Genomic DNA, 19,540 nt, shown 5'->3' on the forward strand with positions numbered 1-19,540 from the left:
CAGGCGCGGGTTTTGTTCTTTCCGCATGAGTGGGGCAGTCAGCCCCGCGCTTCGCGGATCAGCTTCAGCACGCCCTGCGCGGCATCGGGAATATTGGTGCCCGGCCCGAAGATCGCCTTGACGCCCGCGTCATAGAGGAATTGATAATCCTGCTGCGGGATCACGCCGCCGCAGACCACGATGATATCCTCGGCGCCCGCCGCCTTCAGCGCCTCGACCAGCTTGGGCGCCAGCGTCTTGTGACCGGCGGCCTGAGAGCTGATGCCCACCACGTGCACGTCATTGTCCACCGCATCCTGCGCCGCCTCTTCGGGTGTCTGGAACAGCGGGCCCACATCCACGTCGAAGCCGATATCGGCAAAGGCGGTGGCGATCACCTTGGCGCCGCGGTCGTGGCCATCCTGGCCCATCTTGACCACCAGCATGCGCGGGCGGCGGCCTTCGGCCTCGGCGAAATCCTCGACTGATTTCTGGATCGCGGCGAAACCTTCGTCGCCCGCATAGGCCGCGCCGTAAACGCCGGCCAGCGTCTTGACCTCGGCCCGGTGCCGCCCGAATGCCTTTTCCATCGCCATGCTGATCTCCCCGACGGTTGCGCGTGCGCGGGCAGCCTCGACCGCCAGCCGCAAAAGATTGCCCTCGCCGCTTTTGGCGGCCTCTTCCAGCGCCGCGAGCGCGGCATCGCAAGCGGCGGCATCGCGGTTGGCGCGGGTCTGGGCCAGCCGTGCGACCTGACTTTCACGCACCGCCACGTTGTCGACATCCAGAATGTCGATCGGATCTTCCTTTTCGAGCCGGAACTTGTTGACGCCGACGATCACCTCGTCGCCTCGGTCAACAGCGGCCTGATAGCGCGCGGCGGCCTCTTCGATGCGCAGCTTGGGCATGCCTGTGGCCACGGCCTTGGTCATGCCGCCCATCTCGTCGACTTCCTGGATCAGCTTCCAGGCTTCTTCGGCCAGATCGTTGGTCAGCTTCTCGACGTAGTAGGAGCCAGCCAGCGGATCGACGACCTTGGTCACCTTGGTCTCGTTCTGCAGGATCAGCTGGGTGTTGCGCGCGATGCGGGCCGAGAATTCGGTGGGCAGCGCGATGGCCTCGTCAAACGCGTTGGTGTGCAGCGACTGGGTGCCGCCCAGAACCGCGCTCATCGCCTCATAGGCCGTGCGCACCACGTTGTTGTAAGGATCCTGTTCCTGCAGCGACACGCCCGAAGTCTGGCAGTGGGTGCGCAGCATCAGCGATTTGGGGTTCTTCGGCTCGAACTCGCTCATGATCCGGTGCCACAGGAACCGCGCGGCGCGCAGCTTGGCGATTTCCATGAAGAAGTTGGTGCCGATGGCGAAAAAGAAGCTGAGGCGCCCGGCAAAGGCATCGACATCCAGCCCGCGCTCCAGCGCCGCCTTCACGTATTCCTTGCCGTCGGCCAGGGTGAAGGCCAGCTCCTGCACGAGGTTCGCGCCGGCCTCCTGCATGTGGTAGCCGGAAATCGAGATCGAGTTGAACTTCGGCATATCGGTCGAGGTATATTCGATGATGTCCGAAATGATCCGCATCGAGGGTTCGGGCGGGTAGATATAGGTGTTGCGCACCATGAACTCTTTCAGAATGTCATTCTGAATGGTGCCCGACAGCACGGCGCGGTCATGGCCCTGTTCTTCGCCAACCACGATGAAATTCGCCAGAATCGGGATCACCGCGCCGTTCATCGTCATCGACACGCTGACCTTGTCCAGCGGGATGCCGTCGAACAGGATCTTCATGTCCTCGACGCTGTCGATCGCCACACCGGCCTTGCCCACGTCGCCGACCACGCGCGGGTGGTCGCTGTCATAGCCGCGGTGGGTGGCCAGATCGAAGGCCACCGACACGCCCTGCTGCCCGGCGGCCAGTGCCTTGCGGTAGAAGGCGTTCGAAGCCTCTGCGGTGGAAAAACCCGCATATTGCCGGATCGTCCAGGGGCGACCGGCATACATCGTGGCTTTGGGGCCGCGGGTAAACGGTGCCGCGCCGGGGACCGATCCCATATGCGGCAGCCCTTCGGTATCCTCTTCGGTATAAAGCGGCTTGACGGCGATCCCTTCCGGCGTCTGCCATGTCAGATCGTCAAGCGGGCGGCCCCGCAATTCCTTCTCGGCCATCTTGGCCCAGGCTTTTGTTTTCTCCGTCATCGGATCATCCCTTTCCTTGCGGCGACACTGTGTCCCGTTCGGACGGGATCAGCCTTCGCATTTCCCCGTTCACCGCCTATATGAAGCGGGATTGGAGACGTTATGAAAATTCTTCTGCTTTGCGCGTTTGCCGGGTTGATGCCCCTTGCGGCCACCGCGACCGAGGCCCCGACCCTATCACCGCTGGCACGCTGGCAAGCGGATGCGGCCGTGGTGCTGGACGCGCGCGAGGTTGATCTGGCCGATTTCCAGTGGCTGGCGCGGGCTGTGATCGTCTTTGCCGACACTTCCGCCGACCCGCGCTTCCAACAGCAGATGGCCCTTCTCGCGGAGCGGCCGGGCGAGCTGGTACAGCGCGACGTGGTGGTCATCGTCGATACCGATCCCGCCGCCAGATCCCAGCCCCGGCAAAAGCTGCGGCCGCGCGGGTTCATGCTGGCGCTTGTCGCCAAGGACGGCACGGTCAGCCTGCGCAAACCCTTTCCCTGGGATGTGCGCGAACTGTCCCGCGCGATCGACAAGATGCCGCTGCGCCAGCAGGAAATCCGGGACCGGCGCGAACAGCAATAGCCGATCGGGCAAGGGCGTGCGCGGTCAGACATTGAACAACGCCCTCGCTTCGGCCGCATCGCGGATCAACCCGCGATCCTGCCAGAACCCGAACAGCGCCGATCTCAGATCCTCCGCCGTGCTGGTGATCCGGCGCCGGTGAACCCCCATCAGAGGCGAGCGCCCGTCGCGCGCGGCCTGCAGAAGTTCGCCGAGATAGGCATCGTCGCTGCTTGAAAACGCCGTCAGAGACACGGGCAGGCCATCGCCGAACTCCTGCGCCCACAGGCCCTGCCCCTTGTCGATTTCGGCGAAAAGAAGCATGAATTCCGTGGTCTCGCCGCGCTTGTGGGCAAAGAACAGATCCAGCGGCCCTATCTTTTGCTCCATCGCCGCGACGGCGCCCAAAAGCCGCCGCCGCCCCAGCACAACCGGCGTCACCGAAGGCGGCACCGGGCGGTCGCTCGGGGGCGACGGATAGCCGAGGCACCCGAAAGACGCTTCGATCCAACGCCCCTGCATCGGCACCTGTGCCACGGCGCGGCTGCGCGGGCGCCCCATATCGTCGATGAAATTCGCCGCGCCCGCCTGGCCGATGAAATGGTTCTTGGCGTCAAGGATCAGCACATTGGGCGCGCTGAGCACCCGCGCCGACATCAGCTTGAACGCCTGCTGCATCGCCCAGCCACTGTTGCCGCGCCAGCCGCTGGCGAGGCGTTCGCGCTGCGGCAGCAAGTTGCGGATGCGCCCGCGAACATTGTTCACGACCCACCGTTCCACACGTTGCCCGGCGCTTTCGCGCCGCTTGGGATCGCGCAATTCGGCCGGGCGAACAACCCGCAGCAGCGGCGCCAGCGCGCCATATTCGCCGCGCAGCGCCTCGACCGCGCGGACGCAATCGGCCTCGGCCCGGTCATTGACGATGACATGGATCCCGCCAATCGCATCGGCATCGAAAAACCGGGCGAGCGAGCGCGCCTGCAATACCAGCAGGGGCAGCTCGCCGCGAAACACCACGGTCACGATATCCAGCTTTTGGCGGGGGCCGGTCATCTGCGCCTCACTCGAACTCCATGATCACTTCGTCCACCGCCAGGCTGTCGCCCGGGGCCGCATTGATCTTCGACACGATGGCCTTCTTCTCGGCCCGCAGGATGTTTTCCATCTTCATCGCCTCGACAGTACACAGCGCCTGGCCTTCCTGCACCTCCTGCCCCACTTCCACGTCGATCTTCACGATCAGGCCCGGCATCGGGCAAAGCAGCAGCTTGGAAGTGTCGGGCGGCAGTTTCTCGGGCATCAGCGCCGCCAGTTCCGCCTGACGCGGGCTGTAGACATTGACCTTGAGGTCGGCGCCGCGGGTGCGGATGCGGAAGCCGCTTGTCGCCTTGCCCACCTTCAGCACGAGCGGCGCACCGTCGATGTCGAGCCGGGCCAGGCTTTGGCCCGGCGTCCAGTCCGACGTCACGCGGTGGCTGTCGCCGTCGCTGAAGGTCACGGTGGCGCCCTGCGGGTCGGCGTCGATCGTCACCACGAACCTCTGGCCCTGGGCGACCACGGTCCAGTCGCGGCCCACCTTGCGCTCATGGTTGTCCATGGTGCCGGAAATGCGCGTGCGCCGGATCTCGGCCACGCGGTACATCGCCGCCGCCGCCGCCGCCACGCGGCGCAGATCTTCGGCATGCAGTTCCACGCCTTCGAACCCGTCGGGATATTCCTCGGCGATGAAGGCGGTGGTGATGTTCCCTTCCTCGAATTTCGGATGGTCCATCACCGCGCTGAGGAACGGCAGGTTGTGGCCGATCCCTTCCACCTCGAACGTGTCGAGCGCGATGCGCATTTCCTCGATCGCCTCGCTGCGGGTCGGCGCCCAGGTGCACAGCTTGGCGATCATCGGGTCGTAGTACATGCTGATCTCGCCGCCCTCATAGACACCGGTATCGTTGCGCACAACCGCGCCGGGGCGCACCTCTTCGACCGGGGGGCGATAGCGCGACAGCCGCCCGATCGAGGGCAGGAAGTTGCGATAGGGGTCTTCGGCATAAAGGCGGCATTCCATCGCCCAGCCGTTCAGCACCACATCCTTCTGGGCCAGGCTCAGCTTTTCGCTATACGCCACCCGGATCATCTGCTCCACGAGATCGACACCGGTGATCAGCTCGGTCACCGGGTGCTCCACCTGCAGACGCGTGTTCATTTCGAGGAAGTAGAAATTGCGCTCGCCATCGACGATGAATTCCACCGTGCCCGCACTGGTGTAATCCACCGCCTGGGCCAGGGCCACGGCCTGCTCGCCCATCGCGCGGCGGGTCGCTTCATCGAGGAATGGGCTGGGCGCCTCTTCGATGACCTTCTGGTTGCGGCGCTGGATCGAACATTCGCGCTCGCCCAGATAGATGCCGTTGCCGTGGCTGTCGCACAGCACCTGAATTTCGATGTGGCGCGGCTGGGTCACGAATTTCTCGATGAAAATCCGGTCGTCGCCAAAGCTGTTGGCCGCCTCGTTCTTCGAGCTCTGAAAGCCTTCGCGCGCCTCCTCGTCGTTCCAGGCGATGCGCATGCCCTTGCCGCCGCCGCCGGCGGAGGCCTTGATCATCACCGGATAGCCGACTTCATTGGAGATCGTCACCGCATGTTCGGCGTCGTCGATCAGCCCCATGAAGCCGGGCACCGTGGAAACGCCGGCCTCCTGCGCGAGCTTCTTGGAGGTGATCTTGTCGCCCATCGCCTCGATCGCGCCGGCGGGCGGGCCGATGAAGGCCACGCCTTCCTTGGCCAGCGCCTCGGCGAACAGCTTGTTTTCCGACAGAAAGCCATAGCCGGGATGCACCGCTTCGGCCCCGGTCTGGCGGATCGCGTCCATCACCTTGTCGATCACGATATAGGATTGGTTGGCCGGCGGCGGGCCGATATGCACCGCCTCATCGGCCATCTCGACGTGCAGCGCGTTCTTGTCGGCATCCGAATAGATTGCGACGGTCTTGATCCCCATCTTCCGCGCGGTCTTGATGACGCGGCAGGCGATTTCCCCACGGTTTGCAATCAGGATTTTCTTGAACATTAAACAGTCCTTTTCTCTCGCTTCGCCGTGACGGCGTTCGGCAGATGGCGTCGGTTCCGACGGCATGGTTGCGGTTCGGCCTTTTCGGGCGGGGCAATGGCGGGCGCTTGCGCCCGGATCTCGGGGTGTCGGGGATCGCAGGGCGCAACGCGGAACGGGCGGCCGCATGAAGATGCGCCGCCTCGGATACCGGGCAGGTGGTTTTCGGAAAAGCGGGCCGGGCAGGCCCGCGCGGCCCCGGAAAAGGTCGGCACACAGCGCCCGCCGTCAGCCAAGACGGCGGCGCGCGGCCCTATACCGGCGGCGAGGCCGTTGGCGTCAGTCGCAGACGCCCACGTCGTCGCACAGCGCGCCGGCGGCAGCGCCGATCGCAGTCGTCGCGGCGACATTACCGTCGGTCGCGACGCCAACCGCGGCGCCGGTCGCGGCACCCGCAACGGCACGCTCGGTGTCATTTTCCAGACATCCGGCAAGCACCAGAACGATTGCCGGTGCGACGAGGAGTTTGAGAGTACGCATGCTGCTCTGCCCTTCATATGTATTTTGGCAAGGGAAAGATGGCCCCGGACCGGAACAGTTTCAACTGCGAACCGGTTTGCGGATCGGCGATCGGCGGGCTCTTGCCGGGCAAGGCGGGGGGCGCCGAAAAGGGGTGGTCTGACCCACGAGGGGCCAGACCGTAGGGAAGTGGAAGGGTAACGGTAAACTTGGGCCGGGGCAGCGCGATGCTTGCGCGGTCTCGTCCCACCGATGAGCCTGACGCAGAAATCATGGCCGGGAAAGGCCACTTTCGGAAGCCCTGCGGCTTGGGCCATTTTTTGCCTAAGTTTTGTGACAACGCGCGGTTTCACGCCGAATCCCCCCCTTCGAAGACATCGGGAAAGGATGCGCGGGCGCGGGCCGCGTCGATACGCAGCAGCGCCTCATAGCTCGCCGGATCAAAGGGATCTTCGGCCGCGACCACCTCGCGCCCGAACAACCACGAAAGCCGACCGGCATCGAGATTGCCCCGCTCGAACGGCGCGTCGCCGAAATGCTCCCACAGGGCTGCAAGGAAACCGGCGTCGGCGCGGCGATCGGCTGGGCGGCGATCGGCAAAACGTTCGCGCGCGACGATCGGCGTTATGCCCTTCTTGTTCTCACGGCGAATCGTGAACTGGAAATCAGTGCCGGGAAGACGGCCGGGAAATCCCTTGTGCTTCAGCATGCCCGGCCCCTGATTCTGTCGCCGTGGGCCGGCGGGAGGCCAGCGAAACAAGGGGCGCTGGCGGTATCATGCGCGCGCCGGACGATCATGCCGCACCCGCCTGAAAACAAAAGATGCCCGCCCCGGTATCTCCGGGGCGCGCATCAAAATCTGTCATGCTGTATGGGGCCGGGCCCGAAGGCCGCCCCGCCAGAATGTCAGTATTTGCTGTATACGGGCTCTGCCGCGATGGGCTCGGGCTCAACGTAAACAACTTCCTCTTCCGCAGCGCAGGCCGCGGTGAAAGCCACAAGGCACACTGCCACGAGGGTCTTGACGCTCTTCGACATGTCTCACTCCAATTTCTCTTTGAGGCTGATATGCGGAGCTCTCGCCCCCTCTCGCCCGTACCATTGATCACGGCCGCGTGACAGCGGCCAATTTCAAGTATAGCCGATTGTTTTGCGGTTGCATCAAAAACGGTGGCCTCACCCGCACGCTGTGACGCGAAAGCCTCATTTTTCCGGTCGGTTGAGCGAAATATCCGCGAGGGTCTTAGCAATTTCACATTCCTTCCCCGACGTCAGGACGGCGGGCGATGCAATCAATCTCGACCAGTGCGCCAACGGCCAGCGCGGTCACCCCGACAGTGGTTCGCGCCGGGCGGCGATCGGGGGCGAAATAGCCCTGATAGACCTCATTGAAGGCGGCGTAGTCGCGCTCGAACTCCATCAGGAAACAGCGGCATTGCACGACATGCGACATATCGAGCCCCAGCTCGGCCAGGATCAGCCCCAGATTGTCCATCACCCGCCGCGTCTGCGCCGCGACGCCATCGGGCAGCGGTGCGTCGGGGGCGGCGGGGTCGGTCGGCATCTGGCCGGTCAGGATGACCCAGCCATCGGCCTCGACCGCATGGGAGAACGGCGCGACAGGGCGCGGACCCTTGGCGAAGAGGTGGAAATCAGGCATCGGCGGCCGCCTCCCGCCTTGCATTGGCCAGCCAGCGCGCGCGATTCGCCGGACAATTCAGCACGGCTTCGATCGTCGCCTGCGTCTGGGCCCTGGGGAAGGTCCGGGCGCGGATCTCTCCGCCTGCCCGGACCAACAGGTGCGCTCCGTCCTCCTCGACCCGCACCACCGGCGTGAACCCGCGCAAGCGCCGCAGCGCGCGCCAGAGGTCCTGCCGTATCTGTTGCGCCAACCGCCCCTTGCGGGCCAAGGGCATCGCCGTTTGGGCCATCACGTCGAAACGCGGCGGCAGATGGCGCGCCAGGGTCAGCGCGCCGTCTTCACGGATGATATGCCAGCGGTCTTGCATCGGATAGCCCCCAACATCCCGCTTACAGCGGAATATTGTCGTGCTTCTTCCAGGGGTTTTCCAGCTTTTTGCCGCGCAGCGAGGCGAAGGCGCGGGCCACCCGCCGGCGCGTCGAGCGGGGCTGGATCACCTCGTCGATAAAGCCCTTTTCGGCGGCGACGAACGGATTGGCGAAGCGATCCTCGTAATCGGCCGTGCGCTGCGCGATCTTCTCGGGATCCCCCAGTTCGGAGCGGTACAGGATCTCGGTCGCGCCCTTGGCGCCCATCACCGCGATCTGCGCCGTGGGCCAGGCATAGTTGAAATCACCGCGCAGGTGTTTCGAGGCCATAACGTCATAGGCGCCGCCATAGGCCTTGCGGGTGATCACGGTCACTTTCGGCACCGTCGCCTCGCCGTAGGCGAACAGCAGCTTGGCGCCGTGCTTGATGACGCCGCCATATTCCTGACTGGTGCCCGGCAGAAAGCCCGGAACGTCGACGAATGTCAGGATCGGAATTTCGAAAGCGTCGCAGAACCGCACGAAGCGCGCGGCCTTGCGCGAGCTGTCGATGTCGAGACAGCCGGCCAGCACCATCGGCTGGTTGGCAACCACGCCCACGGTCTGGCCTTCCATCCGAATGAAGCCAGTGATGATGTTCTTGGCGAAATCTTCCTGGATTTCATAGAAATCGCCTTCGTCGCCCACCTTCAGGATCAGTTCCTTCATGTCATAGGGCTGGTTCGGGTTATCGGGGATCAGCGTATCGAGACTGTCTTCCACCCGCGCCGGATTATCGAAGAACGGGCGCACCGGGGGTTTTTCGCGGTTGTTCAGCGGCAGGAAATCGACAAGCCGCCGCACCTCTGCCATCGCCTCCACGTCATTCTCGAACGCGCCATCGGCGACCGAGGATTTCTTGGTATGGGTCGAGGCGCCGCCGAGTTCTTCCGCCGTCACCTGCTCGTTGGTGACGGTTTTCACAACGTCGGGGCCGGTGACGAACATATAGGAACTGTCTTTGACCATGAAGATGAAATCGGTCATCGCCGGGGAATAGACCGCGCCGCCCGCGCAGGGCCCCATGATCACGCTGATCTGCGGCACCACGCCAGAGGCCATGATGTTGCGCTGAAACACATCGGCATAACCCGCGAGGCTGGCCACGCCTTCCTGAATCCGCGCGCCGCCCGAATCGTTCAACCCGATGACGGGGGCGCCGTTCTGCACCGCCATATCCATGATCTTGCAGATCTTCTGCGCATGGGTTTCCGAAAGCGAGCCGCCGAACACCGTGAAATCCTGCGAAAAGACATAGACCATGCGGCCGTTGATCGTGCCCCAGCCGGTGACCACACCGTCGCCATAAGGCCGCTCCTGCTCCATGCCGAAATCGGTGCAGCGGTGGGCGACGAACATGTCAAACTCTTCGAAAGAGCCTTCGTCCAGCAGAAGATCGATCCGCTCGCGCGCCGTCAGCTTGCCCTTGGCGTGCTGGCTGTCGATGCGGCGCTGCCCGCCCCCGAGCCGCGCAGAGGCACGACGGTCGTCAAGTTCCTGCAGGATGTCTTTCATGATCTTGGCTCCCCCATGGCGGTTTCGGCGCACCCTATAGCGCGCACCACGCAAGACAAAGCGAATTTCAGTATATTTGCAAACAGTTGACAACCACATATCTGCAAATTGCAAATTCGAAAATATTCAGACATCGCGCGCGCAATTGTGGACAGGTGCCAGGCATCGGCCTAAGTCACAAGTCATGAACCCCAGACTCCGCGCGCGCTTTCTCGATCGCAGCACCCCACCACATCTCGTGACGCTTGTCCTGCTTGCGGGATTGTCTGCGATGTCGATGAATATCTTCCTGCCGTCACTCCCCAAGATGACGGCCTATTTCGACACGGAATACCGGCTGATGCAGCTTTCCGTGGCACTCTATCTTGGCGTCAGCGCCGGGCTGCAACTGCTGATCGGCCCGATCTCCGACAAATATGGCCGCCGGCCCGTCATCCTGGGCTCGGTCGTCATCTTCCTTGTGGCCACGCTTGGCTGCCTGCTGGCGCCGAGCGCGCATGTTTTCCTTGGCTTTCGGATGTTGCAGGCCGCAATCGTGGCCGGGATCGTGCTCAGCCGCGCGGTTGTCCGCGATATGGTTCCGGCCGAGGAATCGGCGTCGATGATCGGCTATGTGACCATGGGCATGGCCGTTGTGCCGATGCTGGCCCCGGCGCTTGGCGGGGTTCTGGATCAGTTGTTTGGCTGGAAGGCGAATTTCGAGGCGCTGCTGGTGGCCGGCATCGCGCTTTTCCTGCTGTTGTGGGCGGATCTGGGCGAAACCGCGCGGCCCAGCGAAAACAGCCTCCTGGCACAGTTCCGTGAATACCCCGAGCTGCTCCGCTCGCGCCGGTTCTGGGGCTATGCGCTGACAACCGCCTTCGCCTCCGGCGCCTTTTTCGCCTATCTCGGAGGCGCCCCCTATGTGGGCAGCGCGGTGTTCGGGCTTTCGCCGGCGACGCTGGGGATGTATTTCGGCCTGCTGGCGCTCGGCTATATGGCCGGCAATTTCCTGACCGGGCGATATGCGACGCGCCTGGGCATCAACCGGATGATCATGATCGGCACGATGCTTCCGACCGTCGGGCTGATCCTGTCAATACTCGCATTCCTTCTGGGCGCCACGCATCCGCTGGCATTCTTCGGCCTGATGACTTCCGTGGGCGTCGGCAACGGCATGGTCATCTCGAACGCCACCTCGGGCATGATGTCGGTGCGGCCGGCGCTGTCCGGCACCGCCAGCGGGCTGGGCGGCACCATCATGATCGGAGGCGGCGCCGCGCTGTCGGCGCTTGCCGGCGCGCTGCTCGTTCCCGGCACGGGCGTGTTCACCTTGCTGATCATCATGCTGTGCAGCTCCGTCGCTGCCGTTCTGGCGATGCTTTATGTACTGCATGTCACGCGGATCGCGGGCGAGCTGGATATCCCCCTGCCCGACTGACGCTTGCGCCGCGCCTTTGCAAAAGCCTATGCTGGCATCTGCAAAACTGCGAAGGCGCGGACGATGACCAATCAGAAACTCTACGCGGGCGTCAAGCTGCGCGAGACCCGCACCCGGCTGGGACTGACCCAGAAGAAATTCGCCGCAAAGCTGGGCATATCCTTGCCCTATCTGAACCAGATGGAGAACAACAACCGCCCGGTGTCGACCGGGGTGGTGCTGGCGCTGGCGCAGGAATTCGGCTTTGACGTCACCGAGCTTTCGGTCGGGGATGCGTCGCGCATCGTCAGTGACATGCGTGAGGCGCTGGCCGATCCGGTCTTCGGTGAAACCGCTCCGCCGCTGGCCGACCTGCGGCTGGCCGCGTCGAACGCCCCTGCCCTGGCGCGCGCGTTTCTCGATCTGCACCGCGCCTATCGGCAGACGCATGAACGGCTGGCCTCGCTGGACGAGGCGCTGGGGCGCGAAGACGGGCGCGCGCAATCCTCGCCCTGGGAAGAGGTGCGCGACTTCTTCCACTACTGCGACAACTATATCGACGCGGTGGACCGTGCCGCCGAACGGTTCGCCTGCCCCCGGGGCGAGCCGGGGGATCCGGTCGCGCTGGCCGCCGTGGCGCTTGATGCGGCAGGCATTACCGTCAGGCTGGATGAAAAGATCGCGCTGCGCGATTTCGATGCGGCGCGGCGCGTCTTGACCATCTCCTCGCATGCAGAGCCTGCGTCGCGGAATTTCCAACTGCTGCATCAGGTGGCGCTGCTGACCCAGGCGCAGCTTCTGGATGCAACGCTGGATTTCGCTCGGTTCCAGAGCGACGAGGCCCGCGCCATCGCCCGCATCGGCCTTGCCAATTATTTCGCCGGCGCGGCGCTGCTGCCCTACGGCCCCTTTCTCGCCGCCGCGCAGGAAACGCGGCATGACCTGGAGCGGCTGGCCGACCGGTTCGGCGCCTCGATCGAGCAGGTTGCGCACCGGCTTTCAACGCTGCAGCGGCCGGGCGCGAAGGGCGTGCCGTTTTTCTTTGTGCGGGTCGATCAGGCGGGCACGATCACCAAGCGCCATTCGGCCACCCGACTGCAATTCGCCCGGTTCGGCGGGGCCTGCCCGCTGTGGAACATGCACCGTGCCTTCGAAACACCGGGGCGGTTTCTGCGGCAACTGGCGGAAACGCCCGACGGGGTGCGCTATTTCTGCCTGGCCCGCGACGTGACGAAACCCGGCGGTGCCTGGGGCGCGCCGGTGCGCCGCTTTGCGATCGGTCTGGGTTGCGAGATTCAACATGCGGCGCAGCTTGTCTATACCGATGATCTGGATATGGCCCGTGCCGCCGCGTTCGAACCGATCGGGATTTCCTGCCGCATCTGCGACCGGAAGAACTGCCACCAGCGCTCGGTTCCGCCGCTGGAACGCCGCCTGACCGTTGATCCCGATCACCGCGGTGTGCTGCCCTATGAGATTGCCGAATGAACGGCGCGCGGCAGGGCGATTGCCCCCTGCCGCGCCTTTGTTTCAGCCCTCGGCCGGGGCGGCCAGAAGCCGCGCGATCTGATCTTTCAGGGTCAGGCGCGTCTTGCGCATCTCGGCGTCGTGAAAATCGTCGGTCGGCTCGACATTGGTTTCCGCGCGATGGATGGCGCGGTTCACCTCGTGATACTCGTCCACCAGCTTGGCGAAATGCGGATTGCTGAGTTTCAGCGCGTGGATCGCATCGGCTTTTTCGGGAAATTCATCGGCCAGCTCATGCGGGGTGTGGGACATTTGCGGTCTCCTTCCTTTGTGTTTCGATCGAGATTAGGGGCCTGCCCCACCCCTAACCTTGACGCCGATCAAGTTCCACCCGGCGTTTGCGCAAAAGCGGCGTGACCAGCCGGCGCCAGGCCAGCGCAAGCCCGGTATAGGCCAGAATGACCGAGGCGAGCGAGGCAAGCCCGGCAATCGTCTGGCCGATGATCCCCAGCGCCTCGCCCGTATGCAGGAACCGGATCAGCATGCGCGCGCGCGTCGCCGGGCTTTCGTCGACAAAGCCGCGTTCCGACACCAACTGCGCATTGTCGGCGGCATAGGTCAGGGTCGTCTGCCTTGTCGGCTGTCCGCCCGTGCCGCTATCCACGCGAAGCTCTACGGGCGCGGCGGCGTCGGGCAGGGAAAGGGTGATGCTGCGCCACTCGGGCAGCCGAAGCTTCGCGTCATCAACGATCGCCTGCAACTGCTGGCCTGCCGGGTCTCCATCCATCCGGGCGTTGCCTTGAGACTGGTTCGCCAGGGGTGCGGCGCCCGGCGGGCCGCTGCGGGCAGGCACCTCTTCGCCAAAGGCGGCATAAACGGCGCGATTGGCCCAGGGATAGGAAAACACCACCGCTGTGGCGACCACCACGATCAGCGGGATCAGCGCCCAGATGCCGAACACATGATGCCAGTTGTAGTCCCGCGCCTTGGCGTTGGGCAGGCCGCGCCGGAACACGAGGTTCATGCGCACCAGCCGCCACTTCCATTTCTTCGGCCACCACAGAACGATGCCCGAGCCCAGAATGAACAGGAAGACAAGGTTGGCCGCCCCGGTGATCGCCGCTGCGGTCTCCCGCGCCACGCCTTCCATCGCGAACCAGCGGTGGAGCCGGGTAACATAGTCGAAAAACGCCCGGACGCCGGCCGCCCCGTCTTCGAGAACCACGCCCGAATAAGGGTCAACCAGCGTGGTGTTGGATCTGCCAGTACGCACCGTCACCGGCGCCGCGGGGTCATCGCGCAAAACAAGCGACGTGGCCGCGCCCTTGCCGATTTGTTCCGCGACCGTCGCCAGCGCATCAGCGCTGAGCGGCGCGCCCGCTTCTGCCGGCAGCGCGAGGCTGCCTTTCTCGGCCCAGGCGATGATCTGTCGCTCGTAGGTCAGCAAGGCCCCTGTGACCGAAAGAAAGACGATGACAAGGCCCGCAGCCACGCCCGCCACAAGGTGGGCCCAAAAGAATACCCGTCTGATCGACATCCCACATCACTCCATCGTTTGGACCCATCCACAGGTAAACGCTCAGCTGCGCATTTTCCGGCGGAAAATTTCCGCCCTTTCGAGGATCAGCCGTGCAGGAGCGGGCCGTGTTTGAGGATCACCGGCACGACCAGTTCCTCCTCGTCCAGAAGATGGCGATTCAGAAAGGGCGCGATCCGTTCATAAGTGTGCTTCAGCGCTCCGACTACATCGGTCAGGGGCGACAGGGGATCGGCCCGCAGCATCGCATTTGCCGTGTCAGCCAGCCGGGTCAGATGACCGTCGATCAGATGATGATCGGCATCCAGAATCTCGAACCCGCGTGCAAGCGGGGGCTCGAGAGCGGCCAGTTGCGGAAAATAGTGCTGATCCTCGACCTGGTGATGACTGTCGAGCTGGTTCAGAAAAAGCCCCGCCAGGCGCGCGGTCTGTTGCTGATAGCGCCGTGCCTCCATCTTGCCGTCGAGCATCGCCTCGGCCTCCTGCTCCAGCCGTGCCAGCACCTGCCGGAACATGACGTGACGCTCCAGCCAGAAGCGGGTCAGGCCTTCGAAATTCCGGTGGCCGCTCCAGATGTCACGCGGGTATTCGGCCACCAGATACCGCAGGGCTTCGGGCAGACCCTGGCGCAGGTCCGGGGTAATGTTTTCTGTCATGCTAAAAATCAGCCTCTCTGCCGCCGTGGGCAAGCGGAGCGCGCCCACGCGCATTCAATATCTTTTCACGTCTTCAATAGTTCGAACCCTAGTCGGTTCGACGCGCAGTGTCACGGCGCGGCAGGTCAGAAGTGCCGTGCCGCCCAAGGAAGAATGCGGAGCCCGGAGCGCGCCGCCGGATCACATCACCAGGTGCGGCGTCAAAACCGGGAACAAAATCAACCCGGCTTCGCCCGTGCCGCCCTTAAAGCTGCGCCATCACCTCGTCCGAGATCTCGAAATTCGCGGTGACCGATTGCACGTCGTCGTCATCCTCCAGCGCCTCGATCAGCTTCATCAGCTTCTGGGCACCTTCAAGATCCAGCTCGGTGGTGGTCTGCGGCTGCCACACAAGCTTGGTCGAGACCGATTCCCCAAGCGCCGCCTCGAGCGCGGTCGAAACCTCGTTGAGGTCGGTATCGGCGCACCAGATGACGTGGCCCTCTTCCGAACTCTCCACATCCTCCGCGCCCGCCTCGATCGCGGCCATCATCACCGTGTCGGCATCCCCGACATCGGCGGCATAGGTTACCTGCCCCTTGCGTTCGAACATGAACCCCACTGAACCCGTCTCGCCCAGATTGCCCCCGCTTTTGGTAAAGGTGGAGCGGACGTTCGAGGCGGTGCGGTTGCGATTGTCTGTCATCGCCTCGACGATCACGGCAACGCCGCCGGGCCCGTAGCCTTCGTAGCGGATCTCATCGTAACTCTCGGCATCGCCGCCGGTCGCCTTCTTGATGGCGCGGTCGATCACATCCTTGGGCACCGAGTTGGATTTGGCCTCTTTCACGGCCAGCCGCAGGCGCGGGTTCTTGTCGGGGTCGGGATCGCCCATCTTGGCCGCGACGGTGATTTCCTTGGACAGCTTGGAAAACAGCTTTGACCGCGCGGCGTCCTGCCGCCCCTTGCGATGCTGGATATTCGCCCATTTGGAATGGCCTGCCATGAAACTCTCCGAACCTGATCCCGTGCCTGCGGCACTCTATAATTCAGGGGCGGCGCGGCCTGCAAGGGCAGCGGTGAAATGAGCCGCAGGGGAAATGCTGAATTCCGATTGCCAACCATGCCTTCCATGTGAAACGCTGTCATCGGGGCGCGCACCCCTTTTTCAATTGATTTCACCATGCGACACCCGAAAATCCTCACGACCCTCAGGACTTACAGCTGGCCCCTTTTCGCCGCCGATGCGATGGCGGGCGTTACCGTCGCGATGGTCGCCATACCGCTGAGCCTGGCAATCGCCATCGCTTCGGGCGCCACGCCGGCGCAGGGGCTGGTCACGGCGATCATCGGCGGGTTCTTCGTTTCGCTGCTCGGTGGCAGCCGGGTGCAGATCGGCGGGCCTACCGGGGCGTTCATCGTGGTCGTCTACGGGGTGATCGCCCGGCATGGGTATGACGGGCTGGTGCTGGCGACGTTCATGGCGGGGATCATCCTGCTGATCGCGGGGTATTTCAGGATAGGCAACCTGATCGCCTTCATCCCCGAGGCGGTCGTGAACGGGTTCACCATCGGCATCGCCATCATCATCGGCACCAGCCAGCTGAAGGATTTCCTTGGCCTGTCCACCGGCGCCCTGCCCGCCGATTTCTTCGGCAAGCTGGCGGGGCTGTTCGCGGCGCGCGGCACGCTCAACCCGTGGGCCGTCGGGGTGGGGCTGGTCACGATCGTGCTGATCGTGGTGTTCCGGCGCGCCTGGCCCAAACTGCCCGGCCTGATCGTAGCGGTGGCCATAGGCTCGGCCCTGGTGGCGCTGGCCCATCTGCCGGTCGATACGATCAACGGCCGGTTCGGGGCGCTGCCAAACCGCCTGCCCGCCCCGCACCTGCCGGTATTCACCCTCGCGCGGGTGACCGAGCTTTTGCCATCGGCGCTGATCATCGCCTTTCTGGCGGGGGTCGAGTCGCTGTTGTCGGCCATGGTGGCCGACCGGATGATCGAGGGGCACCACCGCCCCAATGCCGAAGTGCTGGCGCAGGGCGTTGCCAATATCGCTTCGTCGCTGTTCGGCGGCCTGCCCGCCACCGGCGCCATCGCCCGCACCGCGACCAATATCCGGGCCGGCGGGAAAACCCCCGTGGCCGGAATCGTGCACGCGCTGGTTATCCTGGGGCTGATGATGCTTGCCGCGCCGCTGGCGGGATACCTGGCCATGCCGGCGATGGCCGCGCTGCTGATCCTGACGGCCTGGAACATGAGCGAGCCGCACAAGTGGCGCGGCTACATGGCGGCCCGGCCGTCCGACCGGCTCTTGCTGCTGCTGACGCTGGTTCTGACGGTCACGGTTGATCTGACCGTCGCCATCGGTGTCGGCGTGTCGGTGGGCATGGCGCTGCGGCTGCGCGACCGGGGCGCGCCGCGGGCCGACTGGAAAACGCCGGATCGCTAGGGCCCTGGCGGATCAATCATCCTTGCGCGGATCGGGCGAGCGGAAGCGATAGACATGGCCGGTATCCGTCGTGATCTCGACCAGCGCGGCCGGCGCGATCAGGTCTTCGGCGCCGATGGCCTCGAACACCTCGACGAGCAGCGTCCGCAGCGGATTCGACATGCCGTAGAGCGAGACCCGGTAGGGATACGCGTCGGGGCAGCCTTCCAGCCGCCCGGCCCAGCCATCGGCCGTGCGCGTTTCATCAGTGCGAAAGCCCATACAGGGCCAGCCGCTGCTCATGCTGACGGTGATCCGGTCACGCTCGACAAGCACCGCTTCGGGGCGGCTGGAGGTTTGCACGCCGCAGGCGGCAACGAACAGCAAAACGGGCAGCAGGGCGCGGAACATGCGGGTTTCTCCTTGGGCGGACGCAATAGCGGCTCAGAGCGGCCAGAGCAACGGTATGATCGCAGAGGCGAGCAGACCGATGGACAGGTTCAGCGGAATGCCCACCCGCATGAAATCGGTGAACTTGTAGCCGCCGGGGCCGTAGACCAGCATGTTCGTCTGATAGCCGATGGGCGTGGCGAAACTGGCCGATGCGGCGATCATCACCGCAACCACCAGCGGCCGCGGGTCGAAGCCGAGCGCCTGCGCCAGCCCGATGGCGATGGGGGTTACCACCACGGCGACCGCATTGTTCGACACAAGCTCTGTCAGGAACGAGGTCAGCAGGTAGATCGCCCAGACGATCAGGAACGGCGGCAGGCCCATCAGCGCAGGCGAGGCCGCATCGACGATAAGCTGTACGGCGCCCGATTCCTCCAGCGCCGCGCCGATCGCCAGCATCGAGAAGATCAGCGCCAGCAACCGACCGTCGATAAAGGAAAACGCCTCTTCGGCGTCAATGCAGCGCGTCAGCAGAACCACCGCCACCGCAAGCACCGACAGAAGGAAGATCGGCGCCACGCCAAAGGCGGCCAGCGCGACGATCCCCACAAGCGACGCGATGGCGACAGGCGCATGGCCCCGGCGATAAGCGCGCGCCGAGGGCTGGGTGATATCGACCAGTTCCATATCCACGGCCAGCCGCTGAATGTCTTCGGGCGAGCCTTCCAGCAGCAGCGTGTCGCCCACGCGCACCACAAGGTCGTCAAGCTGACGCCCGATGTTCTGGTTCCGCCGGTGCGCCGCCAGCGGATAGACGCCGTAACGGCGGCGCAGACGCAACGAGCCGAGGCTGCGGCCCACCATGCGGCAGCCCGGCGTGATCAGCACCTCGACCGTCGAGGTGGCGACCGAGCTGAGCTTGTCGATCATCCGCACGCTCTTGTTCTGCTGCATGCCCAGAAGCTCTGACATCTCGGTGCGCAGCACGATGCGGTCGCCCGGTTCGATCAGCACCGATTTCAGGTCGCGCCGCAGCGATGCATCGCCGCGCAGCACGTCGATCAGCCGCACGCCTTCGCGCCGGAACAGATCGACCGTCATCACCGGCATGCCCACCAGTTCGCTGTCTTCGGGTATGGCGACTTCGGTGAAGAATTTCATCTTCGACTTGTTGGACATCAGCGTGGCCATGCTCGCCCGTTCCGGCAACAGCCGCGGCGCGAAGACCCGCAGGTAGATCATGCCCCAGACCACAAGGACCAGCCCGAGCGGCGTGACCTCGAAAATCGTGAAGGGCTTGAGCCCCTGCGCCCGCGCCACGCCATCCACCAGCAGGTTGGTCGAGGTGCCGATCAGCGTCAGCGTGCCGCCCAGGATCGCCGCATAGCTGAGCGGGATCAGGAATTTCGAGGCCGGCCGGTTCAGCGTCCGCGAAAGCTGGACGAACACCGGGATCATCACCACCACCACCGGCGTATTGGACACCACCGCCGAGGCCCCGACCACGAACAGCATCAGACCGCCCACCGCCAGCCTGGGGCGGCTTTGCGCGTTGCGCTCCGCGGCCTGGGTGAACCCGTCGAGCGCGCCGGTGCGCACCAGCGCCCCCATCACGATGAACATCGCCGCGATGGTCCAGGGGGCGGGGTTCGACAACACGCTCAGCGCCCTGTCATAGGGCAGTATGCCCAGCACCAGCATCACCGCCGCACCGGAGATCGCCACAACCTCGGCCGGGTATTGTTCCCGGACGAAAAGCACGAACATCACGAACACAACAGACAGCGCCAGAATGGCATCGCCTGTGGGAGAAAGGGAGAGTGCGATCATTCAGCCTG

At 64.5% G+C, this 19,540-nt stretch carries 18 protein-coding genes; 4 read left to right on the top strand and 14 right to left on the bottom strand.

The genetic code is table 11. The annotated features are described in order from the left end of the window. Positions 1-38: 38 nt before the first annotated feature. Positions 39-2,171, bottom strand: coding sequence for a methylmalonyl-CoA mutase (gene scpA / locus GGR17_RS11385; protein ID WP_037207185.1), 2,133 nt, complete (start codon positions 2,169-2,171; stop codon positions 39-41). A gap of 102 nt (positions 2,172-2,273) precedes the next feature. Between scpA and GGR17_RS11390 the strand changes: the two genes are divergently transcribed. Then, positions 2,274-2,741, top strand: coding sequence for a DUF4174 domain-containing protein (locus GGR17_RS11390; protein ID WP_054539692.1), 468 nt, complete (start codon positions 2,274-2,276; stop codon positions 2,739-2,741). Between the two features lie 24 nt (positions 2,742-2,765). Here the strand turns inward: GGR17_RS11390 and GGR17_RS11395 are convergent, their stop codons facing one another. The 7 genes from GGR17_RS11395 to GGR17_RS11425 form a co-directional block, all read right to left on the bottom strand. Continuing rightward, positions 2,766-3,773, bottom strand: coding sequence for a hypothetical protein (locus tag GGR17_RS11395; protein WP_054539693.1), 1,008 nt, complete (start codon positions 3,771-3,773; stop codon positions 2,766-2,768). A gap of 7 nt (positions 3,774-3,780) precedes the next feature. Next, a complete protein-coding gene (locus GGR17_RS11400) occupies positions 3,781-5,781 on the bottom strand; it encodes an acetyl-CoA carboxylase biotin carboxylase subunit (protein ID WP_054539694.1) in 2,001 nt (666 codons plus the stop codon). 318 nt (positions 5,782-6,099) lie between these two features. Continuing rightward, positions 6,100-6,300: a hypothetical protein gene (locus GGR17_RS11405; protein ID WP_037207192.1), complete on the bottom strand. Its 201-nt coding sequence runs from the start codon at positions 6,298-6,300 to the stop codon at positions 6,100-6,102. A gap of 328 nt (positions 6,301-6,628) precedes the next feature. Continuing rightward, positions 6,629-6,988: a hypothetical protein gene (locus GGR17_RS11410; protein ID WP_054539695.1), complete on the bottom strand. Its 360-nt coding sequence runs from the start codon at positions 6,986-6,988 to the stop codon at positions 6,629-6,631. A 543-nt stretch (positions 6,989-7,531) separates the two neighbouring features. After that, positions 7,532-7,939, bottom strand: a complete 408-nt coding sequence (locus GGR17_RS11415; protein ID WP_054539696.1) for a RidA family protein — start codon at positions 7,937-7,939, stop codon at positions 7,532-7,534. After that, positions 7,932-8,288 carry a hypothetical protein gene (locus tag GGR17_RS11420; protein WP_054539697.1) on the bottom strand — a complete coding sequence of 119 codons (357 nt, stop codon included), beginning with the start codon at positions 8,286-8,288 and terminating at the stop codon, positions 7,932-7,934. Before GGR17_RS11420 ends, GGR17_RS11415 begins: the two co-directional genes overlap by 8 nt. A gap of 22 nt (positions 8,289-8,310) precedes the next feature. Then, positions 8,311-9,843 carry an acyl-CoA carboxylase subunit beta gene (locus GGR17_RS11425; protein ID WP_054539698.1) on the bottom strand — a complete coding sequence of 511 codons (1,533 nt, stop codon included), beginning with the start codon at positions 9,841-9,843 and terminating at the stop codon, positions 8,311-8,313. Between the two features lie 184 nt (positions 9,844-10,027). Between GGR17_RS11425 and GGR17_RS11430 the strand changes: the two genes are divergently transcribed. Together GGR17_RS11430 and GGR17_RS11435 are read left to right on the top strand one after the other, a co-directional pair. Continuing rightward, the gene (locus GGR17_RS11430; RefSeq protein WP_054539699.1) at positions 10,028-11,263 is read left to right on the top strand and encodes a multidrug effflux MFS transporter; all 1,236 of its coding nucleotides are present in this window, start codon (positions 10,028-10,030) and stop codon (positions 11,261-11,263) included. A 63-nt stretch (positions 11,264-11,326) separates the two neighbouring features. Next, a complete protein-coding gene (locus tag GGR17_RS11435) occupies positions 11,327-12,730 on the top strand; it encodes a helix-turn-helix domain-containing protein (protein WP_054540458.1) in 1,404 nt (467 codons plus the stop codon). 42 nt (positions 12,731-12,772) lie between these two features. Here the strand turns inward: GGR17_RS11435 and GGR17_RS11440 are convergent, their stop codons facing one another. The 4 genes from GGR17_RS11440 to GGR17_RS11455 all read right to left on the bottom strand — a co-directional run bounded on the left by GGR17_RS11440 (position 12,773) and on the right by GGR17_RS11455 (position 15,887). Further along, a complete protein-coding gene (locus GGR17_RS11440; protein WP_037207204.1) occupies positions 12,773-13,021 on the bottom strand; it encodes a YdcH family protein in 249 nt (82 codons plus the stop codon). Between the two features lie 52 nt (positions 13,022-13,073). Further along, positions 13,074-14,246 carry a PepSY-associated TM helix domain-containing protein gene (locus tag GGR17_RS11445; RefSeq protein WP_054539700.1) on the bottom strand — a complete coding sequence of 391 codons (1,173 nt, stop codon included), beginning with the start codon at positions 14,244-14,246 and terminating at the stop codon, positions 13,074-13,076. A gap of 86 nt (positions 14,247-14,332) precedes the next feature. Then, the gene (locus tag GGR17_RS11450; protein ID WP_054540459.1) at positions 14,333-14,902 is read right to left on the bottom strand and encodes a hemerythrin domain-containing protein; all 570 of its coding nucleotides are present in this window, start codon (positions 14,900-14,902) and stop codon (positions 14,333-14,335) included. A gap of 244 nt (positions 14,903-15,146) precedes the next feature. Continuing rightward, positions 15,147-15,887 (bottom strand): YebC/PmpR family DNA-binding transcriptional regulator, encoded by a 741-nt coding sequence (locus tag GGR17_RS11455; protein WP_054539701.1) that lies wholly within the window; start codon positions 15,885-15,887, stop codon positions 15,147-15,149. A 177-nt stretch (positions 15,888-16,064) separates the two neighbouring features. Here GGR17_RS11455 and GGR17_RS11460 point away from each other — a divergent pair, with 177 nt between their 5' ends. Next, positions 16,065-17,330 carry a SulP family inorganic anion transporter gene (locus GGR17_RS11460; protein ID WP_054539702.1) on the top strand — a complete coding sequence of 422 codons (1,266 nt, stop codon included), beginning with the start codon at positions 16,065-16,067 and terminating at the stop codon, positions 17,328-17,330. A gap of 12 nt (positions 17,331-17,342) precedes the next feature. Here GGR17_RS11460 and GGR17_RS11465 read toward each other — a convergent pair whose 3' ends face one another. Further along, positions 17,343-17,720, bottom strand: a complete 378-nt coding sequence (locus GGR17_RS11465) for a hypothetical protein (protein WP_037207219.1) — start codon at positions 17,718-17,720, stop codon at positions 17,343-17,345. Between the two features lie 33 nt (positions 17,721-17,753). Next, entirely contained in the window at positions 17,754-19,532 is a 1,779-nt protein-coding gene (locus tag GGR17_RS11470) for an SLC13 family permease (protein WP_054539703.1), read from the bottom strand. Positions 19,533-19,540 lie beyond the last annotated feature (8 nt).

This window comes from Actibacterium naphthalenivorans, from assembly GCF_014196965.1.
GTDB lineage: Bacteria > Pseudomonadota > Alphaproteobacteria > Rhodobacterales > Rhodobacteraceae > Actibacterium_A > Actibacterium_A naphthalenivorans.